The 12,538-nt window shown below is 73.0% G+C and carries 10 protein-coding genes; 3 read left to right on the top strand and 7 right to left on the bottom strand.

The window, feature by feature from the left end:
- Window positions 1–136 precede the first annotated feature (136 nt).
- On the bottom strand, window positions 137–1,420 hold the full coding sequence (locus tag HDA32_RS21880) for a cation:proton antiporter domain-containing protein (RefSeq protein WP_218882549.1): 1,284 nt from the start codon (window positions 1,418–1,420) through the stop codon (window positions 137–139).
- Between the two features lie 333 nt (window positions 1,421–1,753).
- Here HDA32_RS21880 and HDA32_RS21875 point away from each other — a divergent pair, with 333 nt between their 5' ends.
- Window positions 1,754–2,353, top strand: a complete 600-nt coding sequence (locus HDA32_RS21875) for a SanA/YdcF family protein (protein ID WP_376766975.1) — start codon at window positions 1,754–1,756, stop codon at window positions 2,351–2,353.
- Window positions 2,354–2,450: 97 nt separating this feature from the next.
- Here the strand turns inward: HDA32_RS21875 and HDA32_RS21870 are convergent, their stop codons facing one another.
- Window positions 2,451–3,125, bottom strand: coding sequence for a SanA/YdcF family protein (locus HDA32_RS21870; RefSeq protein WP_179644988.1), 675 nt, complete (start codon window positions 3,123–3,125; stop codon window positions 2,451–2,453).
- A gap of 280 nt (window positions 3,126–3,405) precedes the next feature.
- Complete coding sequence (hrpA, locus tag HDA32_RS21865; RefSeq protein WP_179644987.1) at window positions 3,406–7,320, bottom strand: ATP-dependent RNA helicase HrpA; 3,915 nt, start codon at window positions 7,318–7,320, stop codon at window positions 3,406–3,408.
- 322 nt (window positions 7,321–7,642) lie between these two features.
- On the opposite strand from hrpA, the gene HDA32_RS21860 reads away from it, so the two are divergent.
- Window positions 7,643–8,773, top strand: coding sequence for a carboxylate-amine ligase (locus tag HDA32_RS21860; protein WP_179644986.1), 1,131 nt, complete (start codon window positions 7,643–7,645; stop codon window positions 8,771–8,773).
- Between the two features lie 200 nt (window positions 8,774–8,973).
- Window positions 8,974–9,462 (top strand): hypothetical protein, encoded by a 489-nt coding sequence (locus tag HDA32_RS21855; RefSeq protein ID WP_218882548.1) that lies wholly within the window; start codon window positions 8,974–8,976, stop codon window positions 9,460–9,462.
- 16 nt (window positions 9,463–9,478) lie between these two features.
- Here HDA32_RS21855 and HDA32_RS21850 read toward each other — a convergent pair whose 3' ends face one another.
- The 4 genes from HDA32_RS21850 to HDA32_RS21835 form a co-directional block, all read right to left on the bottom strand.
- Window positions 9,479–9,808: a DUF6221 family protein gene (locus HDA32_RS21850; protein WP_179644985.1), complete on the bottom strand. Its 330-nt coding sequence runs from the start codon at window positions 9,806–9,808 to the stop codon at window positions 9,479–9,481.
- 177 nt (window positions 9,809–9,985) lie between these two features.
- Window positions 9,986–10,414, bottom strand: coding sequence for an ATP-binding protein (locus HDA32_RS21845; RefSeq protein WP_179644984.1), 429 nt, complete (start codon window positions 10,412–10,414; stop codon window positions 9,986–9,988).
- A gap of 311 nt (window positions 10,415–10,725) precedes the next feature.
- Window positions 10,726–11,535, bottom strand: coding sequence for a cupin domain-containing protein (locus HDA32_RS21840; RefSeq protein ID WP_179644983.1), 810 nt, complete (start codon window positions 11,533–11,535; stop codon window positions 10,726–10,728).
- Window positions 11,532–12,515: a DUF6807 domain-containing protein gene (locus tag HDA32_RS21835; RefSeq protein ID WP_179644982.1), complete on the bottom strand. Its 984-nt coding sequence runs from the start codon at window positions 12,513–12,515 to the stop codon at window positions 11,532–11,534. Before HDA32_RS21835 ends, HDA32_RS21840 begins: the two co-directional genes overlap by 4 nt.
- Window positions 12,516–12,538: the final 23 nt, after the last annotated feature.

The raw sequence follows: 12,538 nt of genomic DNA, 5'->3' as shown, positions 1-12,538 counted from the left end.
GTCGTTCGCCCCCGCGGCGACGAACCGGGCGGTCTGCGACTGCCGGGGGCTCGGCTCCTCCGGCGCCGTCCGCCTCCCGGACCGCCCACCGGCGGCCGGGGCGCATCCGTGCACCGGCCGACCGGCTCCGCGCCGGTCACGGACGGGAGCCTCGCCCGAGCCATTGGGTCATGGGCTTGGCCGTCACCCCGTGGGCCAGCACGGACGCGCAGATGACCAGGCTGCCGGCAGTCCAGGCCAGATTGGTCGGCGTCTCGTGCAGGCTCAGGTTCGCGTAGAACAGCGCCGCCACCCCGATCGGCCCGAACCAGCCCAGGAACACCGTCTCCCGCAGGTCGCGCACAGGGTGCATGAGCGGGCTCAGCGCCATGTAGGCGGGCAGCCGGCGCAGCAGCAGGACCGCGACCGCCAGTGCCGGGCCGCGCCAGCCCAGTTCGGCCCACTCCCGCCACGGCAGCGCGAGCCCGAGGAGCACGAAGACGGGCAGCAGGAAGAAGTTGTTGATCGCCTCCTGGATGTTCTCCTCCCGCTTCTCGTCCTCGGCCGAGATCGTGCGGCTGAACAGCAGGCCCGCGACGAACACGGCCAGCAGGCCGTCGGTCCCGGCCAGCTTGGTGGCGCCGAGCACGGTCAGTGTCAGCGCGAGGCTGTAGACCAGCAGGGACGTCCCGGTGTCGGTGTGGTGCGCGCGGCCCCATCTCAGCAGCAGCCCGGCGACGTATCCGAGAGCGGCGCCCAGGATGACGGCGGCGCCCACCTCCCAGAGCAGGGTGTGCAGCAGCCAGTGCGGCAGCGCTTCGGCCGCCGGACGTTCGAGCATCAGCACGGCCAGGAACACCAGGGGATAGGCCAGTCCGTCGTTGGCCCCGGATTCGGCGGACAGGAAGTTGCGCACGCGCGCCGGAATGCAGCGCTGCGCGACCGAGCCCTGCACGATGCTGCTGGCCACGACCGGGTCGGTCGGCGTGAGCACCGCGCCCACCAGCATTGCCACCCAGATCGGCACGCCCAGGATCCAGAACGCCAGCAATCCCGTGACCAGCCACATCGCCACCATGAGGGGGACCAGCACCACGGCCAGCGACCGCGTGTTCCTGCGGAAGTATGGGCCGGAGAGCCGCATCGCGATCCCCATCAGGGACATCGCGACGGTGAGCCGGGCGGCCTGTTCCAGGAGCAGGGACTCCTCGCCCCACCGCGCGGGGTCCAGCAGTCCGGTGACCTGGGGGCCCAGCAGCACGCCCAGGACCAGGGCGATGAGCGGCCCCGAGAGCATCGCCCGCTTGACGAGGTCGCTGAAGAGCCCGACGAGCAGGACCGTCGCGCCGACGGCCAGCAGCGCCAGATTGAACGTTGAAATTCGGCTCGCCTCCCCGCGTCCGTGCCGCTTCGGCGCCGGAGACGGCGGATCCCGCGGCACCCGGTGTCCTCTGCTGCCCGAACCGCCCGCGGTCAATCGCGGGGTGAGGCGGGCGCGGCCTGTTCATGCTGCGGGACGCGCGCGGCGCCGCGCAGAGGGGCGCCGGCCGACGGGCTGATCCCGTCGGACCTGCACGCCGAGGCGGCCCAGGTGGCGGCCACCCTCCTCGGGGAGGACCTGGCGCACCCCAGGGAGCAGGACAGCGGGCGGGTCCCGGGGCCGAGGCCGGGAGCCCGGCCGCCGGAGGCCGCGGACCGGACACCGGCGCCGCGTGAGATCCTCTAGGCGCGAGGCAGGACGGGCGGCGCGGAAAGACGTGTGGGGAGCGGTCGGGTGAGGACGGGAACGTGGACGCGGGCGGCGGTCGCGGGGGTCGCGCTGGCGCTGGCGCCGACGGCGTGGATGTACGCGGCGAGCGCGCGGCGCAGGTTCGGCGCCGCTGAGGTCCCGGAGCGCCCGGTGGCGATCGTGCTCGGCGCCGCCGCGTGGCCCGACGGGCCGTCCCCGCTGCTGGCCCGCCGCCTCGACCTCGCAGCCGAGCTGCTGCGCTCCGGAAAGGTGCGCGCGCTCCTGGTGTCCGGCGACAACCGGCGGGAATCGGGGTTCGAGACCGATGTCATGACCGACCACCTGGTCCGGCAGGGCGTCCCGGAGGAGGCGATCACGGCCGACCCCGCCGGGTACCGCACGTGGGAGAGCTGCGTGCGGGCGCGCGGAGCCTACGGCGTGACCGCGGCGACCGTGGTCACCCAGTCCTTCCACCTGCCCCGGGCGGTGACGCTGTGCCGGGCCGTGGGGGTGGACGCCGTCGGCGTGGGCGATCCCAGCCTGGCCCGCCGGTCGCGCTCCACCGGCTACGGCTACCTCCGCGAGCTCGGCGCCAACGCCAGGGCGGTGTGCGACGTGGTCCGGTGGCTGTCCCGCCGATCTTGACGTTATCGGACCTGTTCAGGCCGCGGTTCCAAGGGGCCGTTGCAACCACCGCCTGAAACCGCCGAGACGGCGCAGCGGGCCTGGGCCGCCGGCGGCGCTACTCGCGGCGCGGGGTCTCCAGGGCTCTTTGCACGGTGGTCTCGTGGTCGCCGAGGAACCGCGGTTCGGGCTGGAGGACCGCTTCGGTCACCGCCTTGAAGGCGGCGGGGACCTCACGGGTGTAGCCGTAGACGTTGGCGACCAGGCGCTCTTCGCCCCAGCCGGGGTCGCCCACGCCGCCGGCCTCGATGCCGGCGGCCCGGCACAGCGCCACCGCCCGGGGCAGGTGGAAGGACTGGGTGACCACGGTGGCCTTCTCCACACCGAAGACCTCGCGGGCCCGCACGCAGGAGTCCCAGGTGCTGAACCCGGCGTAGTCGCCGGCCGCCTTCGCCTCGGGCACACCCGCCTCGATGAGGTGGCCGCGCATGGCGTCGGTCTCGTTGTAGGAGTCCAGGCTGTTGTCGCCGGTGGCCAGGATCGCCTCCACCCTGCCCGACCGGTACAGCTCAGCGGCGATGTCGAGGCGGCGCGCCAGGGACGGTGTGGGCCGCCCGTCCGGGGTGAGGCCGGCGCCCAGCACGATCGCCACCGGACGCGCCGGCGCGTCGGCGAGGGCGTCGCGGTGGTCGGCTGTGGACACGTGCAGCCAGGTGACCGGGGTGAACGCCAGTGCGGCGAGCGCCAGCGCGCCCAGCGCGATCCAACGGGCCTTCGGTCTCGTCTTCGGCATTCTCACGATGGATCGACGCCGCGGGCCCCTCCGGTGGTTCCCGAACGTCCGGGAACGGCCGCGCCTGGTGTTCTGAGTCGTTGATGTGGAACACGCATCGAATCGACGACTCGGCACACCAGATCGTCGGTGGGAATCGGAGGTGTGGCCACAGGGTTTCGTCGGCCACCGCATGACGTGGGAAGGCTGCCGCCAGCGCCGGCGCGCTGACAACAGCCCCGCCAGGCCCGCAGGACCACGGCAGGGCCTGGAGACAGTCCCCGCCTCTCCCGTCAGCGATCTAGGACAGCCGGTCGATGGCCTTCAGGATCCGCTTGTCGGAGATCGGGTAGGCGGTCCCGACCTCCTGGGCGAAGTAGCTGACCCGGAGCTCCTCGATCATCCAGCGGATCTCCTCGTGCTCGGCCTCCGGCGGCCGGCCGGGCGGCAGGGAGTCCAGCAGCCGCCGGTGGGCCTGGCGCATCTGCTCGACCTTGGCCATGTGCATCTGGTCGCGGCGCGGGTTCTCCGGGAGCTTGGTCAGCCGGTGGTCGATCGCACGCAGGTAGCGCACCAGGTCGGGCAGTCGCCTGCGGCCGGTGGCGGTGACGAAGCCCCGGTGGATCAGCCCGCCCAACTGCGCCTGGATGTCGGCCAGTGACGGCAGCACCGCCAGGCTGGTCGTGCCCTTCAGCCGCTTCTCCACCGCGTGCGCGGCCGCCAGGACGCGCTCGACGGTGCCGACGACGTCCACCACGGTGTCGGTGAGCCCGGCCCGGACGTGGTCGTGCAGTCTGGCGAAGGAGGCGGCATCCCAGCCCGGTCCGCCGGATTCGGCCATCAGCGCGTCCACGGCGCAGGCCGTGCAGTCGTCGAACAGTTTCGCCACGCTGCCGTGCGGGTTGTGGCTCAGCGCCAGTTTCGCCTGGTTGCCCAGCCGGCCCTGGACGTACTTGGCCGGCGACGCGAGGTTGATCAGCAGCAGCCGGCGGGTGCCGGCCCACATGGCCGTGCGCTGCTCGGCCTCGGTGTCGAAGATGCGCACGGCGACGTCGCCGCCCTCGTCCACCAGCGCGGGGTAGCCCTTGACCGCGTGGCCGACCGCTCTGCGCTCGAACGTCTGAGGGAGCTCGTCGAAGTCCCAGGAGGTCAGCCCGCTCCGTTCGACGCCCTCGGCCTCGGCCGAGATCGCGGCCTGCAGCCTGGGCTTGAGGCGCAGCCTGAGCGCGTCGAGGTCCTTGTCCTCGGCCAGCTTCCGCTGCTTGTCGTCCACCGCCCGGAACGTCATCCTCAGGTGGTCGGGGATCCGCTCCGGCTGCCAGTCGGCGCGCCGCACCGGCGAGCCGCCCATGCGGCCGAGCTCGCGCGTCAACGCGTCCAGCAGCGGCTCCTCGTAGGGGGTGATCCGTCCCAGCACCGTCCGGGCGTGGTCGGGCACGGGGACGAAGCCGCGGCGCACCGGCTTGGGCAGCGACCGGATCAGCGCGGTCACCAGCTCCTGGCGCAGGCCCGGGATCTGCCAGTCGAACCCTTCGGGGCCCACCTGGTTGAGCACCTCCAGCGGGATGTGCACGGTGACGCCGTCGGCCTCGGTGCCCGGCTCGAACTGGTAGGTCAGCGGGAACCGCAGCTCGCCCTGCCGCCAGAAGTCGGGGTAGTCGGTCTCGCTGACGTCCTCGGCGGTCTCGTTGATCAGCATCGACTTCTCGAAGTCGAGCAGCTCGGGCCGGTCCCGCCGGGTCCGCTTCCACCAGGAGTCGAAGTGCCGGGCGGAGACGGCCTCGGAGCCGACCCGCTGGTCGTAGAAGTCGAAGAGCGTCTCGTCGTCGACCAGGATGTCGCGCCGCCGGGCGCGGTGCTCCAGGTCCTCCACCTCCTCCAGCAGCCGCCGGTTGGCGTGGAAGAACCGGTGGTGGGTCTGCCAGTCGCCCTCCACCAGCGCGTGCCGGATGAACAGCTCCCTGGAGACCTCGGGGTCGATGCGCCCGTAGTTGACCTTGCGCTGAGCCACGATCGGCACGCCGTAGAGCGTGACCCTCTCGTAGGCCATCACCGCGCCCTGGTTCTTCTCCCAGTGCGGCTCGCTGTAGGTGCGCTTGACCAGGTGCTGGGCCAGCGACTCGGCCCACTCGGGCTCGATGCGGGCGTTGACGCGGCCCCACAGCCGCGAGGTCTCCACCAGCTCGGCCGACATCACCCAGCGCGGCTGCTTCTTGAACAGCGACGAACCGGGGAAGATCCCGAAGCGCGCCCCCCGAGCGCCGAGGTACTCGTGCTTCTCGGGGTCCTTGAGTCCGATGTGGGAGAGCAGCCCCGACAGCAGCGACAGGTGCACGTGCCTGGGGTCGGGGACCGCGGTGTTGAGCGTGACCCCCATGGTCTTGGCGACCTGCTTGAGCTGGGAGTAGATGTCCTGCCACTCGCGGATGCGCAGGTAGTTGAGGAACTCGGTCCGGCACAGCCTGCGGAACTGGCTGCCCGAGAGCTCGCGCTGCTTCTCGCGCACGTGGTTCCAGAGGTTGAGGTAGGCGAGGAAGTCCGACTCCTTGTCGGCGAAGCGCGCGTGCTTCTCGGCCGCGGCCTGCTGCTTGTCCACTGGGCGCTCGCGCGGGTCCTGGATCGACAACGCGGCGGCGATGATCATGACCTCCCGCACGCAGCCGTTGCCGTCGGCCTCCAGCACCATGCGGCCCAGCCGCGGGTCGACCGGCAGTTGCGCCAGTTTGCGGCCGAGCGGGGTCAGCCGCCTGCGCGGGTCCTTCTCGTCGCGGTCCAGCGCACCCAGCTCGTGCAGCAGGTGCACGCCGTCCTTGATCTGGCGGTGGTCCGGGCCCTCGACGAAGGGGAAGGCCGCGATGTCGCCCAGTCCCAGCGCCGCCATCTGCAGGATGACCGAGGCCAGGTTGGTGCGCAGGATCTCGGGGTCGGTGAACTCCGGCCGGGAGAGGAAGTCCTCCTCCGAGTACAGCCGGATGCAGACGCCCTCGGCCACGCGGCCGCAGCGCCCTTTGCGCTGGTTGGCCGAGGCCTGGGAGACCGGTTCGATCGGCAGCCGCTGCACCTTGGTCCGGTGGCTGTAGCGCGAGATGCGCGCGGTACCGGGGTCGATCACGTACCTGATGCCCGGCACCGTCAGCGAGGTCTCGGCGACGTTGGTGGCCAGCACGACGCGGCGGCCGCGGTGCCCGGTGAAGACCCGATGCTGCTCGGCCGCCGACAGCCGCGCGTACAGCGGGAGGATCTCCGGCGCCGAGGGCCGGTTCCCGACGTGTTTGGCCAGCGCGTCGGCGGTGTCGCGGATCTCCCGCTCCCCGCTGAGGAAGACCAGGATGTCGCCGGGGCCCTCGGCCGACAGCTCGTCCACGGCCGCGCAGATGCCCTGGGTCTGGTCGAGGTCGTCCTCGTCCTCTTCGGCGTCGCCGGTCAGCGGGCGGTAGCGCACCTCCACCGGGTAGGTCCGCCCGGAGACCTCGACGATGGGGGCGTCGCCGAAGTGCCGGGAGAAGCGCTCCGGGTCGATCGTCGCGGAGGTGATGACCACCTTCAGGTCGGGTCGGCGCGGCAGCAGCTCCTTGAGGTAGCCGAGGAGGAAGTCGATGTTGAGGCTGCGCTCGTGCGCCTCGTCGATGATCAGCGTGTCGTAGGCCCGCAGCATCCGGTCCTGCTGGATCTCCGCCAGCAGGATGCCGTCGGTCATGAGCTTGACCAGCGTGTTCTCACCGGCCTGGTCGGTGAAGCGCACCTTGTAGCCGACCGCCTCGCCCAGTGGCGTGTCCAGCTCCTCGGCGATGCGCTCGGCGACGGTCCGCGCCGCCAGCCGCCGCGGCTGGGTGTGCCCGATCGTCCCGTGCACGCCCCGCCCGAGCTCCATGCAGATCTTGGGCAGCTGGGTGGTCTTGCCCGACCCCGTCTCACCGGCGACGATCACCACCTGGTGGTCGCGGATCGCGGCGAGGATGTCGTCCTTGCGCTGACTGACCGGGAGCTGCTCCGGATAGCCGATCTCGGGCAGCGCGGAGCGCCGCCGGGCGACGCTCAGCTCGGCGGAGTCGATGTCTGCGGCGATCGCGTCGGCGACCGTCTTCTGCTTCCGGGGATCGCGGACCTTGCGCGCACCCTCGATGCGGCGGCGCAGCCGGTGCTGGTCGCGCAGCGTCAGCTCGGGCAGGCGATCGCGGAGGTCGGCGAGGGGGGATCTCACAGGCGGCGTTTTCATACAGTCGCAAGAATAGGCAAACGGGCAACCGGTTTTTGACCCGCGGTGGAAACACCGGGAAGAGCCCGTCTGTTCCCGCGGCGGCGATCCGGTCGCGCCCGCGCCGGCCGCAGGCGCCGACCCGTGTCCTCCGCCGCGTCCTTCGAAGCCGGGAACACCGTTTCCCGTCCGTGGCCGGGGGTAGCTCACCGGTCACACGAGGCGCGCCGTGCCCGGGGCCACGGCAGGGAACGGCCATCGGCGGCCCGGCGCACCCGTGTTCCTTCGGTCGCGGCGGACAGCACCGGACGCGACGATCGGCACGCACGGGAAACGGCGGCATATGACGACGGCTGAACGCCTAGGCCACGGTTATCCGACGGTCGGGGTCGAAGAGGAGTTCCTGCTGGTCGACGCCGACGGTCACCTGTCAGCGCGGGGACCGGAGGTGCTCGGCGACACCCAGCGGGGCAGCGGCGAGGTGCAGTGCGAGCTCGCCCGCTGCCAGGTGGAGTCGGCCACCTCGGTGTGCGGCAACGCCGGGGAACTGCTGGCGGACCTGCGGAGCCTGCGGGCGCGCCTGGCCGCCTCGGCGCGGCACCGGGGACTGCGCGTGCTCGCCGTGGGCGCGCCGGTCCTGGCCGAGTCGAGACCGCCTCCGGTGACCCCCGAGCGCCGCTACCGGCGCATGGCCGAGCACTTCGGCGCCATCGTCGACTCGGGCGGCATCTGCGGCTGCCACGTCCACGTGGCCATACCGGACCGCGAGACCGGGGTCCGGGTCAGCAACCACCTGCGCCCCTGGCTGCCCGTTCTGCTGGCGCTGACGGCCAACTCCCCATTCTCGGGGGGAGCCGACACCGGGTACGCGAGCTGGCGGCAGGTGACGTGGTCGCGCTGGCCCTCGGCGCTGCCGACGCCGCTGTTCGCCTCGCTGGCCGACTACGAGGCCAGGGTGCGCGGGCTGCTCGACTCCGGAGCGGCGCTGGACCGCGGAATGATCTACTGGGACATCCGGCTGTCCGAGCACAACCCGACGCTGGAGGTGCGGGTCTGCGACGTCGCCGCCACCGCCGAGGAGGCCGCGCTGATCGCCGTGCTGGTCCGCGGGCTGGTGAGCGCGGGGCTGGGCGACGTCGCCGCCGGGCGCCGACCGCCGGACCTCCCCGTCGAGGCCCTGGTGGGACAGCTGTGGCGCGCCGCCCGCGGCGGGCTGGAGGGGCGCTGCGCCGACCCCGAGACCGGGGAGCTCACACCGGCGCGCGTCCTGCTGAAGCGGCTCCTCGAACGCGTCCGGCCGGACCTGGCCGAGTGCGGCGACCTCGATTTCGCCGAGTCCGCGCTGGCGGCCCTGTACCGGATGGGCGACGGCGCCCGGCGCCAGCGCATGGCCTTCCGCAGGCGGGAGAGCCTCACCGACGTCGTGAACCACATCGCCGCGACGACCTGCGCCGACCTGGTCGAGATCGCCTGAGCGCCGCGGACCCGCGCGCTTCACCCGTACCCGGGGCGGCGCCCGGTCCGGGCGGACAGCGGAACGCCTGGGGCAACGGTGCGCCCCCTGTCCAGGCCGCCCTCAGCGCCGCTCGTGCTGCGCCTGCTGCTGCTGTGAGGGGCCCGGCCCCGGGCCCTCCCCGCATGCATGGATCACCGCTGCCCGGGAAGCTGACCGCCATGCACGGAACCGGTGAAGCAGCAGGTGAGAGCGCCGAACTCAGCGCGGATCGGCGTCCGGAGGGGGTGGCGCCCGACGTGGTGGCCGGCGTCGGCAGGATCACCGAGGCGCTGGAGACCGTGGAGCGCGCGCGGGGCCACCTGTACGCCATGCACCAGTTGACCGGTGAGGCCGACTTCAAGCTGGACGAGGCGGTGTCCCTGCTGCGCCGCGCCGGCCACGGCGACCTGGCCGACCGGATCGAGACCGAGCTCATCGGGCGCAACGTGCTGACCGGCCGATGGACCTACCAGCTCCTCGAGGAGTACGACGACGGCTACTACGCCGACTTCCGCGCCCTCGAACGGCTGGCGAGGGAGAGCCTCATGGGCGGGCTCCGCCACGTCCACGAATCGGTGCTGAAGGAGCGCCGCCGCACCAAGGGCCGGCCCGGCCACGAGGCCGCCCCCGAGGCGGCGGGCGAGCAGCGGAGGGGAACGGTGTCCTGACCGGCGCGGGGACCGGTCACGGGTTCCAGGACCGGTCGTAGTCGGGGTGGTCGGCGTAGGGCAGCGCGAGCAGGTGCATCACGATGTCGAGCACCTCGCGGCAGGGGTCGGCCTCCGGGTGCAGGCCGTGCTCCTCAGCGGCGGCCTCGGCGTAGAGCTCGATGATCCGCCGCTTGGCATCCACGTCCAGCAGCATGCGCCGGTCGGGGGCGCGCCCGGGGGAGCGCGGCCACTCCGAGGGCGGCTCGTCGGACTCCCTGGAGCCGGGGATGGGGACCATCTGCTGCTGGGCCGCCCGTTCGTCCTCGGCCAGGCGGGCCTGCAGGAAATCCAGGAGTTCGGTCATGTTTCCCTTCGGGTACGGCGGCGCGGCGGGCGTGCGCGCAGCCGACGGCGGCAGGTGCGGTCCCGCTACCCACGGGTCCCCTCCGCACACGTGCCGGCGGCACCCGGTTCGGCGGGTGCCGCCGTTCCCGGCCGGCGCGGGGAGGTCACCGTTCGGCGGCCGACCCGGGCCGCGTCCTCACCGCGCGTCCCCGGCGGTGCTGAAGCGCGCCCAGACGGTCAGCCCGTAGGGGGTCTCCTGCGTGCCCCACTCATCGGCCACGGCGGTGACGAGCGCCATCCCCCGGCCGCTTTCGGCGCACTCCGAGGCCGCGGCCCGCTGCGGGCGGTCCGCGGCTCCGAGGTCGGCCACGCGCACCTCGACCCCGGTCGGCCAGCGCCTCAGGTGTAGTCGGGCCCATCCGCCGGGGGCACCCGAGCGCGAATGGACGATGGCGTTGGTCACCAGTTCGCTGACCGCCAGCAGCACGTCGTCGGCGCGGTCGACCCCGCGGAGCCGCTGCGCCGCCCACCCCCGTGCCGCCCCCACCTGGCTGCGCCGTCCCGCCACGATCCGGTGGCAGCGCAGTGCCCGGGAGGTCCTGCGCTCCTGCTCCGACCCGTACATCGGACACCCCTTCCGCTCGCTCCGCACCGCCCGGTCGACCGGAGGCGGTGAACGCCCTGCTCCGATCCGAGCGGCGGGTCAAGCGATCGGAAAGGAACGGAAGGATTTCGGGCAGGTCGAACGACGCGTGCTCCGGCACCGACGCGAGCCGGCGTCCGACGTCGCCGGGCCGGGTTCGGCGAAAGGCGAAACGGGCCGCCTTGAGAGCGCATCGCCCGCACGGGGCGGGCCCCTTGCCTTCCGTCCCGGGGAGGGGCGGGACGGGGAAGGGGCCCGCGGTTCGCGGCGCCGGGCCGGTCCGGCGCGGTCGGTCAGCCGATGGGGTGGGCGCCGTCGAGGTCCCAGACCTGCAGCATCCCGCACATACCGGTGCGCCACGGCCTCGACGGGGAGTCGGCCGTGTAGAGGGCCGACTCGTGCAGGTGCCGTCCGCGCCCGGAGGCGAGTTCGGCGATGTGGCGGCCGGTGGCCTCGGCCTGGCCGTGCGGGCCGCGCTCCCAGTGGTGGTGCCAGCCCGCCGCCTTGTCCCGCACCAGCCCGATCGCCGCCTCGTAGAGGTCGGCCAGCGCGCCGCCCCCTTCGGCCGCGACGCGCTCGCGCAGCCGCAGATATCCGTCGATGGCCAGGTCGCGGCGCTCGCGCGCGGCCTTGGACATCGCCGCGTGCGCCGATGCGGCATCGGGGAAGTCCGCCCACGCGGGGATGGCCGTCGCCCGCGCGTACGCCTCGGGGTCGGCGAGCACGTCCGGCGGGTAGGTCAGCACCGCGTCGCCGTTCTCCGGCAGTCCCGCGTTCTGCATGACGACGAGCAGCTCCAGGTCCCCGCTGCCGTTGACCAGCCGGTGGACGGTGCCGGGGGTGAACCACAGCAGCGTGCCCAGACCGAGCGGGGTCTCGGTGAAGCCCGCGCTGCTCAGCGTCTCCAGCGTTCCCCGGCCGCGCACGACCACGTAGCCCTCCGCGGACGCGGTGTGCAGGTGGGGGGATCCGCCGGCCAGGCCGTCTGCGGCGGGCCAGTCGTAGACGTGCAGGTGGGAGACCGCGGTGCCCCCGGGGAATCCGGGAACCCCTGGAACCGCGGTCGGGGCCGCCTCGCCGGGGCCCGGAACGGAGGAGTTCACGGTGCGCCCGCCTTCCCCCGCGCGGCCCGCTCCAGCTCGGCCAGGCCCAGCTCGGCCAGCTCCGCGCTGCCCGAGCTCCCCCGGTCGCCGTCGGAGACGACGACCGCGTAGCGGTAGCCCAACGCCGCGCCGGGCGGGGCCGGTACCTCCTCGCTGAAGAACGGTGCCGGGCACACGCAGGCGAAAATCCCCGAGCGCACGAACCACTGCACCGGGTGGCCCGGGTTCTCCGGCGCGTCCACGAACACCAGGGTGGAGGCCCGGTCGTGCTCGTCGTGGCGGCCGGCGAAGGCCATCCACGGGGCGCGCACGCCCATCATGTCGTCGCCGCCCTCGCCATGCGGGCCGTAGACGCGGCCGCCGCTGAAGGAGCGGGGGCCGCGCCAGAAGAGCCCGCCGTATCCGGCGTTGTCTCTGCCTTCCGTGGTGGGACTGCCCATGGCGATCTCGGCGTCGGTCAGGTTGGTGAACGCCGTCTCGAAAACGAGGGTCCACGCCTGGCGGGCGGGGTCCACGGCGACCCGGAACCCGCGGGTCTCGGTGAACCACGTCTCGCCCTGCTCGGTGACCCAGTCCAGGCGCTCGTCGACCGCCACGGAGTCCGGGGCGGCCGCCAGGCGGTCGAAGCCGCGGTGCAGCATCGCCCCGTCGTTGGCCAACTGCCGGTATCCGCGGTCGCGGACGTAGGTCGGCCCGCCCCAGAAGTTGGCCGCCCCCACGTTGGGCAGCGACCAGGCGATGCCCTTGTGCCAGACGTGGTCGTGCGGCCGGTACAGGCTGACGGTGTCGCCGCCCAGGGTGCGGACGGGATGGAAGTAGGGGCGCGGTGACTCCGACTGAACGTCCCAGGGCCGGTAGACGTAGCGCGTCAACTCCGCGCCGTCGTAGGTCAGGCGCAGCGAGCGGTCGTGCTCGTGCACCAGTCCCAGGCCCTTCGCCGCGGGTTCGGTCCCGTGCCCGGCCTGCTGGTCGATGGTCATTCACGGCCTCCTGTCTGCTGTAC

Origin of the sequence: Spinactinospora alkalitolerans (genome assembly GCF_013408795.1) — a bacterium.
GTDB lineage: Bacteria > Actinomycetota > Actinomycetes > Streptosporangiales > Streptosporangiaceae > Spinactinospora > Spinactinospora alkalitolerans.
This window is presented reverse-complemented; position numbering and strand designations above follow the sequence as displayed.

What these genes read in the sequence shown, in the direction of transcription:
- HDA32_RS21850 (WP_179644985.1), bottom strand. Translation starts at nt 9,808, where the DNA reads ATGACCGAACTCCTGGATTTCCTGCAGGCCCGCCTGGCCGAGGACGAA.
- HDA32_RS21845 (WP_179644984.1), bottom strand. Translation starts at nt 10,414, where the DNA reads ATGTACGGGTCGGAGCAGGAGCGCAGGACCTCCCGGGCACTGCGCTGC.
- HDA32_RS21835 (WP_179644982.1), bottom strand. Translation starts at nt 12,515, where the DNA reads ATGACCATCGACCAGCAGGCCGGGCACGGGACCGAACCCGCGGCGAAG.
- HDA32_RS21855 (WP_218882548.1), top strand. Translation starts at nt 8,974, where the DNA reads ATGCACGGAACCGGTGAAGCAGCAGGTGAGAGCGCCGAACTCAGCGCG.
- hrpA (WP_179644987.1), bottom strand. Translation starts at nt 7,320, where the DNA reads ATGAAAACGCCGCCTGTGAGATCCCCCCTCGCCGACCTCCGCGATCGC.
- HDA32_RS21870 (WP_179644988.1), bottom strand. Translation starts at nt 3,125, where the DNA reads ATGCCGAAGACGAGACCGAAGGCCCGTTGGATCGCGCTGGGCGCGCTG.
- HDA32_RS21860 (WP_179644986.1), top strand. Translation starts at nt 7,643, where the DNA reads ATGACGACGGCTGAACGCCTAGGCCACGGTTATCCGACGGTCGGGGTC.